Origin of the sequence: Rhodococcus sp. 5A-K4 (assembly GCF_046097995.1) — a bacterium.
GTDB lineage: Bacteria > Actinomycetota > Actinomycetes > Mycobacteriales > Mycobacteriaceae > Rhodococcus_F > Rhodococcus_F erythropolis.
Map to the genome: position 1 here is coordinate 42,697 of NZ_JBJURM010000013.1, position 19,277 is coordinate 61,973.

The following is a 19,277-nucleotide window of genomic DNA, read 5'->3' on the forward strand; positions in this document are numbered from 1 at the left end:
TCCCCCTCGTCATACGGTTCATCCGGGGCATCGAAATCGTGCCCGTCGGGGGAACCTCGGAAAATGTGCTCTCTCAAAGTACGCGTGCACTGGCTCACATCAAGCATCGGAAAGCGGACGCCGATAACCTGTCGAGGTGAACACTGACAGCACGGCCCATCAAGACGGACATATCGCCGCGACGCTGTTCGATTTCTCCGGAACCCTCTTCCGTTTGGAGGAGAGCGACGATTGGACCGAGCACCTCGTCGATCATCAAGGCGATCCGCTCGACGTGCACGCTCAAGCCGAGTTGATGCGTCGGATGACCGCGCCGGTGGGCAGAACCGTCGAGATGGACGAAGCCGGGATCTACGCGTGGGAGAACCGCGACCGGGATCCGAAGTTGCATCGTCAGGCTTACCTCGACGTGTTGAGTAAGTCCGGGGTGCCCGATCCCGTTCGAGCCGAGGCTTTCTACGCGCTGCTGGTCGATCCGGACCAGTGGTCGCCGTACCCGGATACCGGTGAGGTCCTGAAGTCATTGTCGGAGAAGGGCGTACGCACTGCCGTCTTGAGCAACATCGCCTTCGACATCCGTCCGGCGTTCGTCGACCGCGGCTGGGACGTCTGGGTCGACGAGTTCGTCCTGTCGTTCGAGGTTGGTGCAGTCAAACCGGAACCCGCGATCTTCGAATACGCCCTGGCACAGCTGGATGTGGATGCGGCGCAGACCCTGATGATCGGTGACAGCGACGTCGCCGACGGCGCGGCCCGAGACGTCGGTTGCCAGTTCGCACTCGTCGATCCCCTGCCGACGACCGAACGCCCGCACGCGCTACTCGACGCAGTGCGGAAGTTCGGGCTTCTGTAGGGAGCGCTCAGCAGTCGCCCGACTTACCGACTGTCTCGTATTCGCCGATGGCAGCAACCTTCTCGGCAGAGGCGCTCTGAGCGTCGAAGTGGTAGCCCAACCACTCCTTCGCCAGCCGTCTGGCGAGTTCGAGGCCGACCACTCGCTGCCCGAAACACAAGACCTGTGCGTCGTTGCTGAGCACTGATCTCTCCACCGAGAAACTGTCGTGGGCAGTCACCGCCCGGATCCCCGGGACCTTGTTGGCGCTGATAGCGACGCCCAATCCTGTTCCACACACGAGGAGCGCCCGGTCGGCTTTGCCGTCGGCCACCAACCTCGCGGCAGTAACAGCAACGTGCGGATACGCAGTGTGCTCGTCGTTCCCGACGCCGACATCGGTCACGACCTCCACGCGGTCGTCGGCTTCGAGGTCGGCCTTGAGTGCCTGCTTGTACTCCAAGCCGGCATCGTCGCAACCGACGACGATACGAAGTCGCTCAGCCATGATCGTGCTCCTTGCGTTCAGAGTTCGTGTTCAAGAAATCAGCGACGGTACGGACACACATCGCCATGGATATCGCGCCGGCGTCCGGGGTCCCGACGCTCCGTTCTGCCAGCGGTCGTGCCCGACCCACCAGCGGGCGCAATTGCGCCGTGGCGTCGGCTGCGGTCTGGGCAACGTCGGCGGCTTCGTCCCACGCTTGCGCCGTGAGGACCCCGTTTCCGACTGCGGCACTCAAGGTTTCCACGAACGGCCACAGAGCATCGAGCATCGTTTTGTCGCCTAGTTTTGCTCCACCGAGCGCCACTATCGCGTCGTAGCCCGCCCGTACACCGTCAGCCAGATCATGGGCGCCTGGTTGTCCCTTGTCACCCAACCGGGTCCCCATCGCCGTAAGCGCGGCACCCCACAGCACGCCGGACGTCCCGCCCGCCTTTGCTGCCCAGGCTTCACCCGCTGCAGTCAAAACTCCTTGTGGACCGGCACCCTGCGCGGCTGCGGCCTGCGCTGCCAGCGTCGCGTATTCGGTTCCGCGAACCATCCCGCGCCCGTGGTCTCCATCACCTGCCACCGCATCGATGCGACCCAGTTCTTCTTCGTTGACCGCCATCACCCGAGCGAGAGCATCGATCACCGTAGCCACAGTTTCTCCGCACAGCCGTCCCCGGTCGTCGCCCGCAGCGCTCACACCGGACGTCTCTTGCACGGAAGTGGTAGTACGACGCTCCCCCGATCGTGTTGCCACACCGAATGTTCCGCGCCGAAATGCCGGAGTGTCCGCGGCTGCGGTCCAGAACGATTCGAGTTCCTCGTCCAGCCACATGAGCGTCAGTGAACAACCGGCCATGTCGAGGCTGGTCACCAACTCTCCGACCTCCGGCGAGACAACCGTGTATCCGGCCTCCCGCAACAGCTTCGCCGCGGTAGCCCAGACCACGAACAATTCCTCGTACTTGGTACGCCCGAGTCCGTTGAGGATCACTGCGACGCGGGTCCCGGAGCCGTCCGGCCGTTCGGCAAGCACACCGTCGACCAATAGCTTCGCCAGTTCTGCGGCACTTGGCATCTCGTGCGTGGACACACCCGGTTCTCCGTGAATGCCCAGCCCCAGATCCATCATTCCGGTTTCCACGGCGAACAGTGGGTGATCTGCGCCCGGCATGGTACATCCGTCGAAAGCAACACCGAGTGTTCGCGTGTTGTCGTTTGCCGCGCGTCCTACTCGCTGTACCTCGTCGAGGTCGTATCCTGCTTCCGCAGCCGCCGATGCGATCTTGAACACCGTGAAATCACCGGCGATTCCGCGCCGCTTCGTGATGTCCTCCGCGGATGCACTGGCAATATCGTCGGTGACCGGTAGATACCGAGCGTCGATTCCCTCGTGCGCCAAAGCTTGCACTGCGAGCGAGAAGTTCATCACGTCACCCGCGTAATTTCCGGTCGTCAGAAGCACGCCGGCACCGCTGTCTACAGCGCGAGCGACGGAGGTCGCCTCCGCTGCGGAGGGAGACGTGAAGATATTTCCCACTACTGCGCCGTCGGCGAACCCCGGCCCGACAACACCACAGAACGCGGGATAGTGGCCGGAACCGCCACCTACGACGACCGCAACCTTGCCCGGTCGAGTCTCCTGGGCACGTACAACACCGCCTGGCACACCGACAACATAGTCGGAGTTGGCGTCGAGGAAACCCTCGAGCATGTCTTCCGTAAATGTCGCGGGGTCGTTGAATAGCCGAGTCATGACAAAATACCTCTAACGCAGTCGATTTCCGGTTTCGGGGTCGAATAGATAGACACGTTCAGGAAGAGCAGTCGCCGCGCACTCGTCGCCTGCCGCAAACCTCTCGTGGGCCGGTGTCTGAACCATCAGCGTTGATCCCGAGCCCGTCGACTCGGTTCCCGCTGCATTCACCTGCACCAAACCGAACTCCATCAGGTGCTCGAAATGCTTCACGTGCACCGTGATCTGCCGATGCCCGGCAGGCCCCGACACCATAGTCATGTCTTGGGGGCGAACTCCGACCCGAACCGACTGCCCCTCAACGACATTGCGTGTCGAGACCGGTAAGGTACCAGCCGAGCCTATGGCAACAACCGCAGATCCGTTCTCGAGGCGCACAATTCCGTCGAACATGTTGATCTGCGGTTCGCCCACGAACTCCGCCACGAAGATGTTAGCTGGATCGTCGAACACCTCGTCAGGAGTGCCGTACTGCTGGATGATGCCACCGTCCATCACCGCAAGCCGGTCGGCCAAGCTCAGCGCTTCGACCTGGTCGTGAGTGACCACGATTGTGGTGTAGCCGAATTCGCGTTGCAGCATCTTCAGTTCACGCCGAACCCGTTGCCGCGCCGACGCGTCGAGGTGCGAGAGCGGTTCGTCGAGGAGCAGCACCGGCGGGTTGCGCACAAGCGCCCGAGCGAGTGCAACCCGCTGCTTCTGTCCGCTCGACAATCCGGCCGGCCGCAAGTCGAGTAGGTCCTCCATCTCCAGACGACGCGCAATGGTGGACACCAGTTCGTCTGCGCCCGCTACTTTTCGGGCTTTCAATCCGTACGAGAGGTTGTCGCGCACCGAGAGCGGCGGATACAAAGCGTAGCTCTCGAATCCAACCCCGACGCCTCGTTTCCCGGGTGCCAGCTGACTGATCTTCCGGTCACCGATCAAGATCTCCCCGCTCGAGACGGTCTCCAGTCCGGCAATCATCCGAAGGGTTGTCGTCTTGCCGCATCCCGAAGGACCCAGTAGCGCAACCAATTCACCGGGTTCGATGTGCAGGTCGATTCCCTTGACCGCATGGAATGTTGCCCGCCCACGCGAAGAGTAGGTCTTCTCCAGGTTGTCCAAGGTCAGTGATTGCGCAACCTTCGCGCCGCTACGACTATCGGCGGTAGTGGTCATCGCCCATCCTCCTGTGCTGCGTAGGTCGTTGCACTTTCGCCGGTCCTACCGGCGCCGACGATCGCGCTGCCGAGTCGTCGACTGTCTGTTCCTTCTGGTGCGCCCTCGAACAGGTGAATGTTCTGGCGAGCGACTTCCACAACGATCTCGGCACCTTCGACCGCGAGCGAACCACCCGACGACAGACCGATCATCGTGACCCCGCCGCCGAGATCTATCGAGAGTTCGACATTGCGGCCAAGCCGCTCTACCAGTTGAATCCGGCCGCGTACGGCCACCGCGGCGGAGTTTCCCGAGTAATCTGCGCGAATCTCGATGTCACACGGTCGGATACCGATGCGAGCGCCGACCGACGACGAAATCGAGATGTCGGCCGGAATCGCGACCTCCAGCTCGGTGCCCAGAACCCGGAGCACCGCGCCGTCGACTGCTGCGTCGAACACGTTGATCTCGGGTTGACCGAGCGAGCGTGCCACGAACGTGTCAGCGGGCGCATGCCAGATGTTGGCCGGGGTGTCGATCTGGACCAGCCGCCCTTCCCTCAGGATTGCGATTCGATCACCCAGCGCGAGCGCTTCCTGATAGTCGTGCGTCACGTACACCGTTGTGGTATTGGACATCTGGCCGAGCTGACGCAATTCTGCACGCATCGCAGCACGTAGTTTGGCGTCGAGGTGTGAGAGCGGCTCGTCGAGGAGGTACACGTCAGCCGGCCGCACCAGCACACGACCGAGTGCGACACGCTGCCGTTGTCCGTTGGACAACTCTCGCGGGAACCGCTCGAGCAAGTGGTTGATTCCCAGCGTTTTCGTGACCGCGTCGATACGGCGCTTCTGCTCGTCCTCCGAGTATTTTCCGGTTCGACCGGATTTGAGTGGTGACGCCAGATTCTCCGACACCGTCTTCTGCGGGTAGAGGGCGTAACTCTCGAAGGCCATGGCGACGTTACGGTGGTATGGCTCGACGAGAGTCATGTCCACTCCACCGATGTCGACGGTACCGTCGTCGACTTCGACGAGTCCGGCTATCGACTTGAGCGTCGTGGTCTTGCCTGCGCCGGAAGGTCCCAGAATGACCAGGAATTCACCGTCTGCCACGTCGAGGTCGATACCGTCGATGCCCACGGTCTTTCCGTAGTGCTTCGTCAATGCTTTGACAGTAAGTGCGACCATCAGGATTTCACCGCCCCAAACGACAGTCCGCGGACAAGGTATCGCTGAATCGTCAACGCCAGAATCAGCGGTGGTAGAGCAGCGATCACCGCCGCCGCAGCTGTCAGGTTGTAGTAGGCCTGTCCGCCGCCACCGAGGAACTTGGTCACCGCGACGGTGACGGTTCCTGCGTTACTGTCGGCCAGGATGAGAGGGAATACGTAGTTGTTCCACGCGAAGATGAACGAAAGCAAAGCTGCCGCAGCGATTCCGGGACGAACAAGTGGCAGTGCCACCATCACGAACGCGCGCTTACGGGTGTATCCGTCCAACAATGCTGCTTGCTCGAGGTCTTCGGGAAGGTCTTCGAAGTACGAGCGCAGGATCCAGACCACCAGAGGCATCGTCACCAGTTGAAGAACCCACACCATCCCGAGTTTGGTGTCGAACAACCCGATCTGGTTGTAGATGACGAACAGCGGGACGATCACCATCAGCTCCGGCGCAAAGCGGAAGGAAAGCATGTTGAACATCAAATCGTTGGATCCCTTGTACTTCCAACGCCCGGCAGCATACGCCGCCGGAATTCCGATAGCCAACGAAACAAGAACAGCGCCACCACAATTGATCAAGCTGGTCAGCAGGGCCGACTTGAAGTCGACACTCGTCAGATCCGTGCCCTTCTGACTCAGCACGGTTCCGAAGTTCTCGAACGTGGGACTGAACTTGAAGTATGTGGTGGTCTGCTCGGCCGGAGTCTTCAGCGCCAGCAGAAACATCCACAGGATGGGAAAGAGCGAGAAGACGAACCACACGACCAACACGATGTCCGCGGCTACGGCACCGACGGTGAATCTCTTCTGGCCTGGCATCAATTCACTGGCCATGACTTTACGACTCCGCTCCGGCAGCACGACGCTGCGCCTTGCCCAACACGCTCACCAGATAGCGCGCGGTGACGAACACGATGATCCACAGCAAGAACATGTAGGTGCTGCCGCGGGAATAGTCGAGATTGATGATCGAATCCTCGAATGCACCGATCTGGAGCGTTCGGGTGGACAGTCCTGGTCCACCCGCAGTCAGGACGTACACCGCGTCGAACACTTTGAGGTTGTCCATGAATCGGAAGATCACGGCGACCAGAATGTAGGGCCACAACATAGGCAGCATGAGCCTGCGGAACATGTAGAACCAACTGGCACCGTCCACCTCGGATGCTTCGAACGGCTCCTTCGGCAGCGAACGCATTCCGGCGAGAACAAGAATCGCCACGAAGGGAGTGAAGATCCACAGGTCCACCAGAATGACCGACCACAGTGCATTCTGACTGCTCAACCAGTCGAATGTGTTACCCAGTCCAAGAACGTGATTCAAAATTCCGAACTGCGGATTGAACATCAGTTTCCAGATCACACCGGCGATGACAGGTGCAATCATCAATGGAAGGATCAGCACCTTCTCGAAGATCTTCCCGATCAAGCTCGAACGGTTGAGCAGCAACGCGATGCCGACGCCGATCACGGTTTCGACCGCTGTGGCAACAATCGCGAAGACTCCAGTCACGCGCACGCTGGTCCAGAAGCTCGAGTCGCCCAGGACACTCGCGAAGTTCTTGAACCACACGAACTGTGGATCAGGATTCACCGCTGCGTAATTCAGGAACGAGTAGTACGCGCCGATCACGAACGGGTAGAGAATTCCGACAACGATCACCACAGCCGGAATCGAGAGGATGTAGGGTCGCAACTTGCGTCGCCACATCGGCACTTCGGGAGGTTCGACGTTGCGGGGCGATGCGTCTGCCGGTTTCGCGGAGGGTGCCTCCGACGGCGGACGGGTGGATTGGGTAGTCACTATTCCTTACTCCCTTGCTCCGGTGATCCGCCGCGGATCAGAGGTTTACCTTGGATGTGTTGGTCTTGGCGAGCGAGGAGAGCGTCGACTGCGCATCCTTGCCGCCGTAGATGTCCTGCAGCGCCACGGCCCAGTCCTCCGTGGTGTCGAAGAACTTCTTCTGAGGCGTGAACTGGATTTTGGAACTGCCGATCACCGTCTCGAATGTTTCGAGGTAGCCCGGCATACCATCGCCGACTTCCTGTTTGAAAGTCTCGTCGAACACGGACTTGCGTACAGGGTTCGCGAAGATACCCGATTTGACGGCGTCGTTGAGTGTTCCCTTGCTGGTGGCCCACTGCAGGAAAAGCCAGGCCGCATGCTTTTTCTCGGAACGCGCATTCATCGCCAGCGACCACGTCCACAAGTTGGTCGCATAGCTGCCGTCCGGCCCGGCCGGCCCCGGGTACCAAGCGAGGTTCCCGGCTTCCCGACTCGCTCCGGGCTTGTTCTTCGGGTACGTCGCACTGTCTGCGTCGTACACCATCATTGCCTTGCCGTCACCGAGATCACCTGTTGCCTGCGGATAGTCGTACGTTGTCCACGAAGTCGGTCCGGCAGCGTGCATCATGTCGATCCACTTCTGCGTGAAGGCCACCGCCTTGTCCGAATCCATGGTGGCGACCAGTTCGCCATCGCGGAGTTCGTAGTCCTTGGCACCCTCGCGGCTGAACTGCGTCATGAATCCGGGGTGAATCGTCGCCCAGGACTTCGACCCTCGCGTGGCGATTCCGTAGACGTTCTCACTTCGATCCGTGAGATCCGTTGCAAGTTCGATCAATCCGTCGAATGTGTCAGGGAGTGTAATTCCCTTGTCGTCGAAGACCCTCTTGTTGTAAGTGACGACATTGTTCTCGAAGCCCAACGGTAACGCCCACTGTCCCCCTGTTCCGAGAGGGGATCCCAGTTCGAAATCCCAACGGGTAGAAGTTCGCAGCCCCTCGTAAATATCTTCGAAGTCGTATTCGTCGCTCGTGGCGGACGTGTTCTCGAGCCACGGTTTCAGGTCCTCCAGCCAAGCCGGTGGACCGTACTGCCAGATGAAGTACGCACCGAGCATGAACACGTCGTGCTTACCGGTTCCGCCTGCGAGTTCGGTGTTGAGTTTGGTGAAGTAGTCCGCCTCCGGCACCAGATCCGCCTTGACCGTGATTCCGGTCAGCTCGGTGAAATCAGCAAGGAGTGGCTGCAACGCCTGCTGATACGGGTGCGGAGTCTGCAGGATGTTGATGCTCGTGCCTTCCAGCGCCCGCCAATTGAATCCGCCGGTCACCTCGGACGCGCCGTTAGTCGGCTTCTCACCACCGCCGACACCACAGGCGGAAAGTATGGGCACACTTGCAGCAGCCATTCCCGCGATACCGAACGCCCGCAGCATCTCTCGACGAGAGAGCTGCGGGCCACCGCTGAATGGGACGCGGGGTGTGAAACGACTCATGTGGATTCTCCGCTGAATGGATGAGTGGGATCTCGAACGACCTGCGGCACAGGTCGGTTGTGCGAACTGTCAGGGAATGAGTGAGACCTTCACGGACTCGGCACCACTGGCGACCAGATCGAGCCCCTTCTGGAAATCTTCCAGCGGAAGCTGATGCGTGCAGATCTTGTCCATCGGGAGCAGGCCGGACTCGATCATCCGGATTGCGGCAGGCCAGCAGTCGGGCCCCAGGTGCGCCCCGAGGACATCAAGTTCCTTGTCGTCGCTGATGATGCTCCAGTCGACGCTGACGTCGTCTTTGAACACCCCGTATTCGACGTAGGTGCCGAGCTTACGCAAGATGTTGAGGCCCTGGGGAACTGCGGACGGATGGCCTGTCCCTTCGAGATAGACATCGGCCCCGTACCCGTCGGTGAGATCCTTGACGATCTGCACGGCGTCCTCGTCGGCGATGTTGATGACGATGTCGGCTCCGCACAGTTTGGCGAGCTCGAGCTTTTCCGGTGCCATGTCGAGAGCGATCACGTGCGCGGGGCTTTTTGCTCGCGCCCCGGCGACCATCCCCAGCCCGATCGGCCCGCAGCCCGCAACCACAACAACGTCGTCGAAGGTAATGCCTGCTCGTTCGACTGCATGCAGTGAGCACGACAGCGGCTCGGCAAAGGCGGCATGCGCTGCCGGCAGATCCTTGGATACCTTGTGCACCAGAGCTTCCACTGGGTAGACCATGAATTCGGCCATCGCGCCGGGGGTGACGCGCTTGAATCCGTACAGGTTGTGCGGCTGGCACATGTGATATTGCCCGCGCTTGCAGTAGCGACACTCCCAACACGGAACGATCTGTTCGGAGACCACACGGTCACCCACCTGGATCCCCCAGCGCTTCGATCCTGCCGCATCGATCGAGACAACCTCACCGACAAATTCGTGCCCCGGAATGACCTCGGTCTCGGCCCAAGCCGGACGGTTTTCGTCGCCCCAGAATTTTGCTGCACCGTGGTAGCACTTCAAGTCGCTCGCACAGATTCCGACTGCTTCGACCCGAACCAGCGCTTCACCGGGGCCCGGTACAGGCTTCGGCACTTCTTCGAGTCGATAGTCGCGCGGACCGTGGCAGATGACCGCCTTCATCGTCTCGGACATCTTTGTCTCCTCTTGGGATCAGGTCTGGATGGGGCGCAATGCGCTGGTCCAGTAGCTGCACATGAACACAATTTCATGTGTCGGCGGTCACAGTATCGGATCCTTTTACATATGTCCAGCACAATTGTTCATCTGAACTAGGTGCGTGAGCATCTGTTCATGAGGTACCTTTCTGTCATGCCGATCAGCAGCTCAGACGCGATGCCACTACCCGCATCCACGCCTGCCGGCTCGGCATCTACCAGCACAAACAGCACATTCACGCGCGCGTTGCTCTACACCGCGGCCAAGCTCTACTACGACGAAGAAGCTACTCAGGCCGAAGTCGCAAAAGCCCTCGGCACCAGCCGTGCCACTGTCAGTCGCATGCTTTCCGAGGCGCGACGGCAGGGCATAGTCCGCATCCAGGTCGTACCGCCGCAAGAAGAAGCACACGGAAGCCTGGCCGAGCGGTTGCGCGTCAAACTCGGACTGCACCGCGTGTACCTGTCTGGACCTCTGCCCACTCCGGCGCAGCAGAAGGGCACGGTCGACGTCATGGGCTCGGTACTTGCCCCGGCGACAGCCGAGGCCCTCGCCGGGGCCGGCCTCATGCCAGGTGACGTACTGCTCGTGTCCTCCGGGCGCACGGTATACGAAGTCGCACAATATGATCTGACACCCATCCCAGGGGTCCTCGTCGCTCCCACTGTTGGTGGCAACGACCAACCGGAAGAGTGGTACCAGACCAACGAGATCACCCGCTTGATCTCGAACAAGATCGGCGGACGTCCGAATTATCTTTTTGCGCCGGCGCTTCCAGGACCCGATCTGTATCCGACCCTCACCAAGGATCCGGCCATACAGCGAGTTCTCGGCCTGTGGCCACAGGCTCGGGCTATCCTCATGGGCATCGGCGCTCCACCTCTACTGCGCGCCGACATTCCGCAGTTCGTCCCGATAACGTCGTCATCGCTTCGAGAAGCCGTGGGCGACATCTGCTCTCGATTCTACGATCGCGACGGCCACACCGTCGACTTCCCCGGTAGCGAACGCCTTATTGCGCTCGAACTGTCTGCACTGCAAGATATCCCGGTGGGCATCGCCGTGGCCGTCGGCGCCGAGAAAGTCGCTCCTATCATTGCCGGTGCGCGCAGCCGGTACTTCAATCAACTTGTCACCGACCCAACCACCGCACAACAGATACTTGCGGTCGAGTAACTTCGAAAGGCTTTGCCATGCCTACTGCGTCAGCTCGCCCGCTCGCCGGAAAACGCGCTCTTGTCACCGGAGCGTCGAAAGGCATCGGCGCGCAAATCGCACACGCCTTTGCCCAGGCCGGCGCGGACGTAATCGTCTCCGGTCGTAGCCGCTCCGAACTGACAACGCTGGCCGACCGACTCCGCGACAGTTTTGCCGTCCGCGCCGAGATTCTCGTTGCAGATCTCGCATTACCCGACGCACCGACACAGGTCGCACAGGAGTCTCTCGCGGTATTCGGTGGCCTGGATGTGCTGGTCAACAACGCTGGAATCTCGTATCCCGAATTTGTCACCGACATCACCGAACCCAACTTCGACGCGGTTCTGAACGTCAACCTCCGTGCGCCGGCCTTGCTAGCCGCGAAGATCGGCTCAGCCATGGCCGACGCGGGCGGCGGAGCCATCGTGACGGTTGCTTCGGCAGCAGCCTTGCGCGCGTTGCCCGAGCACTATTCGTACTGCATCGCAAAGGCCGGGTTGGTGATGGCCACCAAAGTGCTTGCCTTGGAATTAGGTAGCCGCGGCGTCCGGGCCAACTCGGTCTGCCCGACGGTTGTACTCACCGAGATGGGCCAGACGGTATGGGGTGAACACGACAAGGCTGCACCGATGTTGAACCGTATCCCGACTGGGCGCTTTGCCATGCCGGACGAGGTATCCGAAGCCGTCGTCTGGCTGGCGTCGGATGCCGCCGCCATGGTGAACGGAACCGACCTTCCCATCGATGGCGGCTACCTCGTAAGCTGAGCGGCCGAAGCCATCGGACCGTTCAGCCGAACTCGGCGAGGGCGTGGATCTGTTCTTTCGTCGACGGGTACAGCGTCAACCACGTTTGATACAAATCCTCGTACATCGCCTTGTTGGCTGCGTTCGGCACTACTTCGTGCGACAGAGTCGTCCAATCGGTATCCGGCGCAACAAGTCCGGTCCCGATCGCAGCCAACAGCGCATCGCCGTAGCTGGCGCCGATGGTCTGAGCCGGAACCAACTGCGTGTGTCCGGTGATGTCGCTGATCGCCTGTGTCCAGACCCGACTCTTGACCCCGCCTCCCACAGCGATCGTGCGGCGAACAGGTTCATCTGTGTCACCGAACATTTCGAGTATCTGACGGATTCCGAAGGCGATACCTTCATAGGCGGCCCGAAACAGATGCCCCCGGCCGTGGCGCAACGACAGTCCTGCGACGACGCCTCTGGCTTTGGGGTCGAACACGGGGGTACGTTCGCCGGCGAAGTACGGCAGGATCAGCAGCCCTTCGGCGCCGGCCGGCACGGCCTCGGCCTCGGCGAGCAACTGTTCGAATGGTGCATCACCGGTGAGCTTTTGAAGCCATCCGGTCAGGCTTCCGGCAGTGGAAGTGCCGGCCGCGAGTGCCAGAGTATTCTCCTGAACCCCTGCGGTTGTCCACAGTGCCGGATTGCTGTGAAACTTGTCGAGCACCTGTACCAGGAACATCGTCGACCCGTACATGAGCATGAGATCCCCGGGATGGCGGGCCCCCACACTGAACCCCTCGGAAAAGGCGTCGACAGTACCCGCGACAACGGGCGTCCCGGCAGGTAGTCCGGTCTGCTCGGCCGCATCAGCATGTACCAGTCCGACAACATCACTCGGCCATACCAAACGAGGCGATTCCAGATGCCCCAGAATGCGATCCAGCCAATCGGATTTCCAGCTGAAGTCTCGGACCGAATAAAGCGGATCACACTGACTGGCCGTGTGATGATCCTGAACGTACTCACCGGTCAGCTTTGCGGCGATGTACGAATTCGAGCCGTACCACCGCGTCGCCGCGGCAAAAGTTTCCGGTTCATGGATGCGTACCCACTCGATCTTCGGTCCGACGGCCTGACTCGACAGGAGTTTGCCACCACAATCGAGTATTGCCTCCTCGCTGAACAATTCGGTCAGCGAGGCCACTTCTGCCGAGGCTCGACTGTCGATTCCGTAGAGGATAGCCGGACGAACAGGACGAAGTTCACTGTCGCACAACACCAGTGCCGGACCGACGCCACTGACACATACGCCGGCCACCTTGGCAATCGTGGGAACCTGTGCCACAAGACGTTTCGAGATCTCACAGACCTCGGACCACCACATCTTCTCGGCGTCCACCTCGGCCCACCCAGGGCGGGGCATCGAGATCTGGTGATCGATCTGCTCGGTCGCCAGGACCACACCGTCAGGGGTCACCAGAACCCCTTTGCTGCTACCCGTCCCCATGTCTATACCTACCAACAAGTCCACGGAGTCACCCTAACCGAGCGAGCGGTGTCAGGCTCTGTGGTTACACACCTTCGGTGAGTTCGCGCAACGACGCGTAGCGCTCGCGCACGTGGGGAGCTGGTTCGGCGTCGAATCGTCGCTCTTCCGGTTTCGGCCACACCGGCGGCTGCGTGTCCCCGGACAGTGCCCATGCTGCTTGCCTGCATGCCCCTTCGGCGACGTACTCACCCGGAGCAGGGATTACGACCGGCACTCCGAGAATTGCCGGCGCAATCTCACAGAGAGCGCGAGACTTCGCTCCGCCTCCGACGAGGAGAACTCGCTTCACCTCGACGCCCTGACGAACCAGATCGTCGACGCCGTCAGCCAAGCCGCACAGGAGCCCTTCGACTGCGGCGCGCGCGAAATGCGCCGGCGTCGAGTTCTGCAGCCGGAAGCCGTGCATTGCTCCCGTGGCGTCGGGGCGGTTGGGCGTCCGCTCGCCCTCGAAGTACGGAATCATGACCAGTCCGTCGTTTCCGAGGGGCGCGGTCAACGCCAACCGGGACAGTTCGGCGTGATCGACACCGAGAATGGACGCCGTCGCATCAAGAATGCGCGCGCCGTTGAGAGTGCACACGAGCGGCAGGTGCAGACCGGTTGCGTCCGCGAATCCTGCCACGTTTCCACTGGGATCGTGCGTGGGGGTGGCCGATACAGCCGACACGACGCCGGATGTTCCGATCGAGATGATCACGTCACCGGGGACTGCTCCCAAACCCAGTGCGGCTGCGGCATTGTCACCCGTACCCGGTCCGATGATTCCCCCGGGGTCAGTGCTTCCGATCTTGTCGTTCGGCGATGCAACTCGGGGAACATGGGGGGTGCGATCGCGAAATGCCAACGCCAGCAAGTCGGTACGGTATTCGCGCGTCGAGGCAGCGTAATAGCCGGTTCCACTTGCGTCGCCCGCGTCTGTGGCGAGCTCCTCGATTGAACCGGACCCGCCCAATTTCCAGGACAGCCAGTCATGCGGAAGACACACCGCGGCAGTGCGATCGGCGTTGCCTGGCTCGTGATCTGCGAGCCATCGAAGCTTGCTTGCCGTGACCGCGGCGACCGGAACTACGCCAACCGCGTCGGCCCACGCCTTCGATCCGCCGAGTTCTTCGACCAGATCCATCGCAGCCTTCGCCGAACGAGTGTCGTTCCACAGCAGCGCCGGCCTGACGACCTCGCCGCCGCTGTCCAGACACACCATGCCGTGCTGTTGAGCTCCGACGGATACCGCTGCGACGTCGCCGAGCCCACCCGCCGCGGCGATTGCATTGTCCATCGCCTCGAGCCAGCATGTCGGATCTATCTCGGTACCGACGGGATGGGCCGCCCGCCCTTCTCGTACCAGTTCTCCCGAATCGGCATCACGGACAATGACTTTGCACGACTGGGTAGACGAATCGATACCGGCTACGAGGGTCACACTGGCGTCCTTTCCGAAGGACCGTCAGCTCGCGTTGGCGACCGCGGGCATCCGGTTGCTGCGCTTACGCAGCGATCGCACATATTCTGCGCGCTCGGTCTCCGTCATTCCACCCCAGATGCCGTAAGGCTCGTGGACGGAGAGTGCGTGTTCGCGGCACTGCTGGAGTACAGGGCACGTCGCGCAGACCTTCTTGGCGTTGCGTTCACGGTTCTCGCGAGCGTGTCCACGCTCGCCGTCCGGGTGGAAGTAGACCGCGGAATCGTGCCCACGGCACGCTCCCTGCAGCTGCCAGTCCCACACTTCGGCGGTCGGGTACGGCATCGGAAGGTGCTTGTGCATGATGGCGACCTCAATTCCTTACTCGGGTGAAACGGATTCGGGTGACTCGGGGCTGACGCCGGGTCGGACTTATCGACGCCTGGCCGATTGGCCGAGTCGATGTGCACAGACCGTTGCGAGTTCGCCGGTGACCGGCGGAGTCAGCGCTACGACGCCGTCGTCGAGAATTGCCTGCAGCCTGCGGAAATACTCGTCCGGGGCGAGGCCGAAGGTTACAAAGATCTCTTCGTCAGGTCCACCGTCGAACTGCTGCCACTTACGTGCGAACTCGACGATCTCTTGTGTATCGGTGCGGCTCATCAGGTTCTCCCCTGTTTGTGCGCCCTGCTTCACAGAAACTGCGACTCGTCTCCTCGGACGCCCGTGGCAGTGAGTCAAGACACAGACTATGCCTACTTCTGCTTTTTCACAAGACCTACTTACGTCTTTTTGTGGACAAAGTATGCCAACTTTCGCACGCTGAAGTTACCGACGAGGAATGCTTGAATAGGACAATGACCCGACCGTCCACGACTCCGGCTACCGCGGGAGAGGTATTCACGCTGATACGCAGCGGTTCCGCGACCACGCGCAGCGAGATCGGGAAGCTCACCGGCCTGTCCAGGACGGCGGTATCGGCCAGGGTTGCAGCACTTCAATCGCTTGGTTTGATCGCCGATGACGACGAGGGCCCGTCGACGGGCGGCCGGCCGCCGTCCACTCTCACCTTCGCGAACTCGTCCGGCGTGGTTCTCGTCGTGGCAATCGGTCGATCGCGGGCACAACTTGCCGTCACCGACCTGGCGGGCACGATCCTCGCCGCAGAAGACATCGACAAGTCGGTCGGGGTCGGCCCCGACGAACTGATGCCCGAAATTGCCGAGCATCTTTCGTCACTACTGGCCCAGGTCCAACGCGCGTCTACCGAGGTCATCGGAATCGGACTGAGCATTCCCGGAACGGTCGACGTCGCCGCGGGAGCGAGCCTCGACTCTCCGATGATGGCGGGATGGGACGGCGTCGCTCTTGCCCCCTATCTGGCATCGGTGACCACGGCGCCACTGTTCGCCGACAACGATGCCAACGTGATGGCCCTGGCCGAATTGAGCGAACGACGCGAGAGCGCGCCCAACCTCCTGATGATCAAGGCGTCAACCGGCCTCGGCGCAGGAATCGTCATGGGCGGAATCCTCCAACGCGGTTCACTCGGAGCGTCCGGCGAGATCGGGCATACCAAAACCGCTGCAGCGCGGGGCATGAAGTGTCGCTGCGGCGATGTCGGCTGCGTCGAAACCGTCGCCAGCGGTTGGGCTCTCGTGCACGCCCTCCGAGATCAGGGCCGAAGCGTCGGGCACGTGCGTGACGTTGTCCGCCTCGCCCTGGACGGCGACAGCGAAGCCCGCCGGCTCATCAGAAGCAGCGGCCGACTGATCGGCGACGTCATTTCCGGCGCGGTAAACCTCCTCAATCCCGAGGTCCTGATCATCGGCGGCGACATGGCCGAGGCAGACGAGCTCTTCCTCGCCGGACTCCGGGAGTCCGTCTACGGCAACGCAACGGCGCTTGCCACCCGAAAGCTTCAGATCGCTTCGGTCAGCCACGGCGCACAATCCGGGATCCTCGGTTGTGCGGTTCTCGTCCTCGACCATCTGCTCAGCGCCAGGGAAATCGATCTGCGGATCGCCGCGTCGCTCCACACCTGAGCAACTGATTTCTCGCATGCTCTGAACCAGATAATCAGACCTTTCCGGCACCCCTTGTGTTGACGCTCACACTTCTGCATAATTCATTACCTACCGATCATTCGGTTGCCAATATCGACAATGAGATCGCGCAGGAACGCTCCGAGTCAGCCACAAGCATGCACCGAGCACACCGGCAACGTCGCAGATCGAACAGCGTTTCTCCCCTGTTCCGACTTCGCAGTTCACCGCGCCGGTGAACCACGTGACTGGCAGAAAGTAGCTCGATGACCACAACCAGAACTGGCACCAAGCCCGCCGCGAAGGAGTACGACCGCGCCGCGATGGCGTCGATGGTCGGCACCACCGTCGAGTGGTACGACTTCTTCATCTACGCCCAAGCCGCAGCCCTGATCTTTGCCGACCTGTTCTTCAAGCCGATGGGCTCGGCAGGCCAGATCGTCTCCTACGTCACGGTCGGCATCAGCTTTGTCTTCCGTCCTCTCGGCGCCATCGTGGCCGGCTATCTCGGCGACAGACTCGGCCGTAAACGTGTCCTGGTCGCGACGTTGGCGATGATGGGGGCCGCGACGGTTCTCATCGGCGTGCTGCCGACGTATGCCTCGATCGGCATCTGGGCGCCGATCCTGTTGATCCTTCTCCGAATCGTGCAGGGATTCTCGACGGGTGGCGAATGGGGTGGGGCTGCTCTTCTTGCCGTCGAACACGCACCCACCAAGCGTCGAGGGTTCTTCGGAGCGTTCGTCCAGATGGGCGTACCGCTCGGAATGTTGCTCGCCACCGGCGTTTTGGCACTGTGCACGTTCACCCTCACGGACGAACAGTTCACCACCTGGGGATGGCGAGTGCCGTTCCTGCTCAGCGTCGTGTTGATCGGCGTCGGCTTCTACATTCGAAGCAAGGTCAGCGAGTCACCCGTGTTCGCCGAACTCAAGGAACGCCGCACCGAGAGCAACACGCCTATCCGAACTCTGTTCAAGAAACACCCGAAGCAGGTCGTACTCGCGGCCTTCTCCTTCATCGGCACAAACGGCAACGGCTACATGGTGATCGGCGGATTCATCGTCGCGTACGCAACCAAGACCTACGGCCTGGGTAAGACCGAACTACTGATTGCCACGCTCGCAAGTGCAGTCACGTGGGGCGTTTTCACCATGATCGGCGCTTACTGGTCGGATCGGCGCGGCCGAACCACGGTGATGAACGTCGGCAACCTCGCAATGATCCTCTTCGCGGTGCCGTTCTTCCTCCTCATCGACACCGGCAATCTCGGCTGGATCTACGTGGCGATGATCCTGTTCTCGGTCGGACTCGGACTGTCGTACGGACCTCAACCGGCATTGTTCGCCGAACTGTTCCCAGCTTCGATCCGCTACAGCGGCGCGTCGATCTCCTACGCCGTCGGCACCATTTTCGGCGGCGCCTTTGCTCCCACCGTCGCCCAATGGCTCCTCGGCAAGACCGGTGGCACTCTTGCCATCTCGATCTATCTCGCCCTGTTGGCCGCAGTGTCGTTTGTCGCGACGATGCTCATCAAGGACCGATCTGGCCGCGACCTGATGGTGTGATCGACCTCGATGTGGACGCCCCGCGGCGTCGCGACGCCGGAGTTTGTCAGCCGAACTTTCGAATGGCGAACTCCGGCAACTTCTTCGCGGCATTGGCGGTGCGTACGATCTTGTGGTTCTTGCCTCTCATCAGCGCCAATTGGATCCGCGATTCGATCCAGAACGCACCGCGTGGCGATCGGTTCCAGGTCTTGTGCAGCAACGTCTTCGTCGCTGCGACGGCGTCCGGCGAGCGAGTCATGATCTGCGACAACAGTTCCTGTGCCGGTTTGATCGGATTGTCACTGACTCCGCTCACGAACCCCCACTCGAGAGCCTGATTTCCATCGAACAGTTCAGCAGTCATGGCGAGGCGTTTCACGACGTCCATTGCCGCGAGTTCGCGCATCGTGACCGTTCCGGTCATGTCGGGGATCAATCCCCACTTCGCCTCCATCACCGAGAACGTGCAATCAGGGGTGGTGAATCGAAAGTCTGCGGCGAGCGCCAATTGCAGTCCCCCGCCGAAGCAGTGGCCGTGAACGACCGCGATGACCGGCACGGGCAATTCGCGCCACACCCAGCACGCGCGTTGAAAGAGGTTGGTCTTCTGCCCGGGGAATTTCGCAAACGCCTTGGCCATCCGTCTCGGCTGCTTGCCGGCAGAAGCGAAGTCCAATCCGGCCGAGAATGCGTCGCCCGCGCCTTGCAGAACCACCCCCCGGATCGAACGATCGGTTCTGATCGTTCGGGCCGCGTCCACCAGCGCGTCGAGCATGTCCAGATCGAGACCGTTGAGTTTCTCCGGCCGGTTCAACGTCACGTACGCCACCGACTGCACTACCTCGACACGAACACGATCACTCACGGCAACCCCTCCGATTCGACATATCCCCGACGAACTTACCT

General features: G+C 61.3%; 18 protein-coding genes. 5 read left to right on the forward strand and 13 right to left on the reverse strand.

The window, feature by feature from the left end:
* Positions 1-136: 136 nt before the first annotated feature.
* Positions 137-853, forward strand: coding sequence for an HAD family hydrolase (locus ACKAMS_RS18140; RefSeq protein WP_020908678.1), 717 nt, complete (start codon positions 137-139; stop codon positions 851-853).
* Positions 854-860: 7 nt separating this feature from the next.
* On the opposite strand, the gene ACKAMS_RS18145 is transcribed toward ACKAMS_RS18140, so the two are convergent.
* The 8 genes from ACKAMS_RS18145 to eltD form a co-directional block, all read right to left on the reverse strand.
* Positions 861-1,340 (reverse strand): ribose-5-phosphate isomerase, encoded by a 480-nt coding sequence (locus ACKAMS_RS18145; protein WP_021345197.1) that lies wholly within the window; start codon positions 1,338-1,340, stop codon positions 861-863.
* Entirely contained in the window at positions 1,333-3,081 is a 1,749-nt protein-coding gene (locus tag ACKAMS_RS18150) for a dihydroxyacetone kinase family protein (protein ID WP_021345198.1), read from the reverse strand. Before ACKAMS_RS18150 ends, ACKAMS_RS18145 begins: the two co-directional genes overlap by 8 nt.
* Positions 3,082-3,093: 12 nt before the next feature.
* Positions 3,094-4,242, reverse strand: a complete 1,149-nt coding sequence (locus tag ACKAMS_RS18155; protein WP_021345199.1) for an ABC transporter ATP-binding protein — start codon at positions 4,240-4,242, stop codon at positions 3,094-3,096.
* Positions 4,239-5,414, reverse strand: a complete 1,176-nt coding sequence (locus ACKAMS_RS18160; RefSeq protein WP_256063337.1) for an ABC transporter ATP-binding protein — start codon at positions 5,412-5,414, stop codon at positions 4,239-4,241. Before ACKAMS_RS18160 ends, ACKAMS_RS18155 begins: the two co-directional genes overlap by 4 nt.
* Positions 5,414-6,280 (reverse strand): carbohydrate ABC transporter permease, encoded by an 867-nt coding sequence (locus ACKAMS_RS18165; protein WP_021345201.1) that lies wholly within the window; start codon positions 6,278-6,280, stop codon positions 5,414-5,416. The genes ACKAMS_RS18160 and ACKAMS_RS18165 overlap by 1 nt, the downstream gene beginning before the upstream one ends.
* A gap of 4 nt (positions 6,281-6,284) precedes the next feature.
* Entirely contained in the window at positions 6,285-7,157 is an 873-nt protein-coding gene (locus ACKAMS_RS18170; RefSeq protein ID WP_021345202.1) for a carbohydrate ABC transporter permease, read from the reverse strand.
* A gap of 130 nt (positions 7,158-7,287) precedes the next feature.
* On the reverse strand, positions 7,288-8,667 hold the full coding sequence (locus ACKAMS_RS18175) for an ABC transporter substrate-binding protein (RefSeq protein WP_021345203.1): 1,380 nt from the start codon (positions 8,665-8,667) through the stop codon (positions 7,288-7,290).
* Between the two features lie 129 nt (positions 8,668-8,796).
* Positions 8,797-9,870: an erythritol/L-threitol dehyrogenase gene (eltD, locus tag ACKAMS_RS18180; protein ID WP_037249529.1), complete on the reverse strand. Its 1,074-nt coding sequence runs from the start codon at positions 9,868-9,870 to the stop codon at positions 8,797-8,799.
* Between the two features lie 177 nt (positions 9,871-10,047).
* Here eltD and ACKAMS_RS18185 point away from each other — a divergent pair, with 177 nt between their 5' ends.
* Both ACKAMS_RS18185 and ACKAMS_RS18190 read left to right on the forward strand, forming a co-directional pair.
* Positions 10,048-11,070 carry a sugar-binding transcriptional regulator gene (locus ACKAMS_RS18185; RefSeq protein ID WP_408989339.1) on the forward strand — a complete coding sequence of 341 codons (1,023 nt, stop codon included), beginning with the start codon at positions 10,048-10,050 and terminating at the stop codon, positions 11,068-11,070.
* Positions 11,071-11,087: 17 nt separating this feature from the next.
* Entirely contained in the window at positions 11,088-11,858 is a 771-nt protein-coding gene (locus ACKAMS_RS18190; RefSeq protein ID WP_408989340.1) for an SDR family NAD(P)-dependent oxidoreductase, read from the forward strand.
* A gap of 22 nt (positions 11,859-11,880) precedes the next feature.
* On the opposite strand, the gene ACKAMS_RS18195 is transcribed toward ACKAMS_RS18190, so the two are convergent.
* The 4 genes from ACKAMS_RS18195 to ACKAMS_RS18210 form a co-directional block, all read right to left on the reverse strand.
* Positions 11,881-13,359 carry an FGGY-family carbohydrate kinase gene (locus ACKAMS_RS18195; protein WP_031333752.1) on the reverse strand — a complete coding sequence of 493 codons (1,479 nt, stop codon included), beginning with the start codon at positions 13,357-13,359 and terminating at the stop codon, positions 11,881-11,883.
* Between the two features lie 40 nt (positions 13,360-13,399).
* On the reverse strand, positions 13,400-14,797 hold the full coding sequence (xylB, locus tag ACKAMS_RS18200; protein ID WP_070385532.1) for a xylulokinase: 1,398 nt from the start codon (positions 14,795-14,797) through the stop codon (positions 13,400-13,402).
* 24 nt (positions 14,798-14,821) lie between these two features.
* A complete protein-coding gene (locus tag ACKAMS_RS18205) occupies positions 14,822-15,139 on the reverse strand; it encodes a WhiB family transcriptional regulator (RefSeq protein ID WP_003946343.1) in 318 nt (105 codons plus the stop codon).
* Between the two features lie 69 nt (positions 15,140-15,208).
* Positions 15,209-15,439, reverse strand: a complete 231-nt coding sequence (locus tag ACKAMS_RS18210; protein ID WP_020970382.1) for a DUF3263 domain-containing protein — start codon at positions 15,437-15,439, stop codon at positions 15,209-15,211.
* Between the two features lie 194 nt (positions 15,440-15,633).
* On the opposite strand from ACKAMS_RS18210, the gene ACKAMS_RS18215 reads away from it, so the two are divergent.
* Complete coding sequence (locus ACKAMS_RS18215; protein WP_021332277.1) at positions 15,634-16,821, forward strand: ROK family transcriptional regulator; 1,188 nt, start codon at positions 15,634-15,636, stop codon at positions 16,819-16,821.
* 266 nt (positions 16,822-17,087) lie between these two features.
* Positions 17,088-18,389: an MFS transporter gene (locus ACKAMS_RS18220; RefSeq protein ID WP_400819462.1), complete on the forward strand. Its 1,302-nt coding sequence runs from the start codon at positions 17,088-17,090 to the stop codon at positions 18,387-18,389.
* Between the two features lie 46 nt (positions 18,390-18,435).
* On the opposite strand, the gene ACKAMS_RS18225 is transcribed toward ACKAMS_RS18220, so the two are convergent.
* Positions 18,436-19,236 (reverse strand): crotonase/enoyl-CoA hydratase family protein, encoded by an 801-nt coding sequence (locus ACKAMS_RS18225; RefSeq protein ID WP_408989341.1) that lies wholly within the window; start codon positions 19,234-19,236, stop codon positions 18,436-18,438.
* Positions 19,237-19,277: the final 41 nt, after the last annotated feature.

Coding starts and splice junctions, on each gene's coding strand:
- ACKAMS_RS18185 (WP_408989339.1), top strand. CDS start 10,048: ATGCCGATCAGCAGCTCAGACGCGATGCCACTACCCGCATCCACGCCT.
- ACKAMS_RS18215 (WP_021332277.1), top strand. CDS start 15,634: ATGACCCGACCGTCCACGACTCCGGCTACCGCGGGAGAGGTATTCACG.
- ACKAMS_RS18150 (WP_021345198.1), bottom strand. CDS start 3,081: ATGACTCGGCTATTCAACGACCCCGCGACATTTACGGAAGACATGCTC.
- ACKAMS_RS18145 (WP_021345197.1), bottom strand. CDS start 1,340: ATGGCTGAGCGACTTCGTATCGTCGTCGGTTGCGACGATGCCGGCTTG.
- ACKAMS_RS18220 (WP_400819462.1), top strand. CDS start 17,088: ATGACCACAACCAGAACTGGCACCAAGCCCGCCGCGAAGGAGTACGAC.
- ACKAMS_RS18205 (WP_003946343.1), bottom strand. CDS start 15,139: ATGCACAAGCACCTTCCGATGCCGTACCCGACCGCCGAAGTGTGGGAC.
- ACKAMS_RS18160 (WP_256063337.1), bottom strand. CDS start 5,414: ATGGTCGCACTTACTGTCAAAGCATTGACGAAGCACTACGGAAAGACC.
- ACKAMS_RS18210 (WP_020970382.1), bottom strand. CDS start 15,439: ATGAGCCGCACCGATACACAAGAGATCGTCGAGTTCGCACGTAAGTGG.
- eltD (WP_037249529.1), bottom strand. CDS start 9,870: ATGTCCGAGACGATGAAGGCGGTCATCTGCCACGGTCCGCGCGACTAT.
- ACKAMS_RS18165 (WP_021345201.1), bottom strand. CDS start 6,280: ATGGCCAGTGAATTGATGCCAGGCCAGAAGAGATTCACCGTCGGTGCC.
- ACKAMS_RS18190 (WP_408989340.1), top strand. CDS start 11,088: ATGCCTACTGCGTCAGCTCGCCCGCTCGCCGGAAAACGCGCTCTTGTC.
- ACKAMS_RS18175 (WP_021345203.1), bottom strand. CDS start 8,667: ATGCTGCGGGCGTTCGGTATCGCGGGAATGGCTGCTGCAAGTGTGCCC.
- ACKAMS_RS18155 (WP_021345199.1), bottom strand. CDS start 4,242: ATGACCACTACCGCCGATAGTCGTAGCGGCGCGAAGGTTGCGCAATCA.
- ACKAMS_RS18170 (WP_021345202.1), bottom strand. CDS start 7,157: ATGTGGCGACGCAAGTTGCGACCCTACATCCTCTCGATTCCGGCTGTG.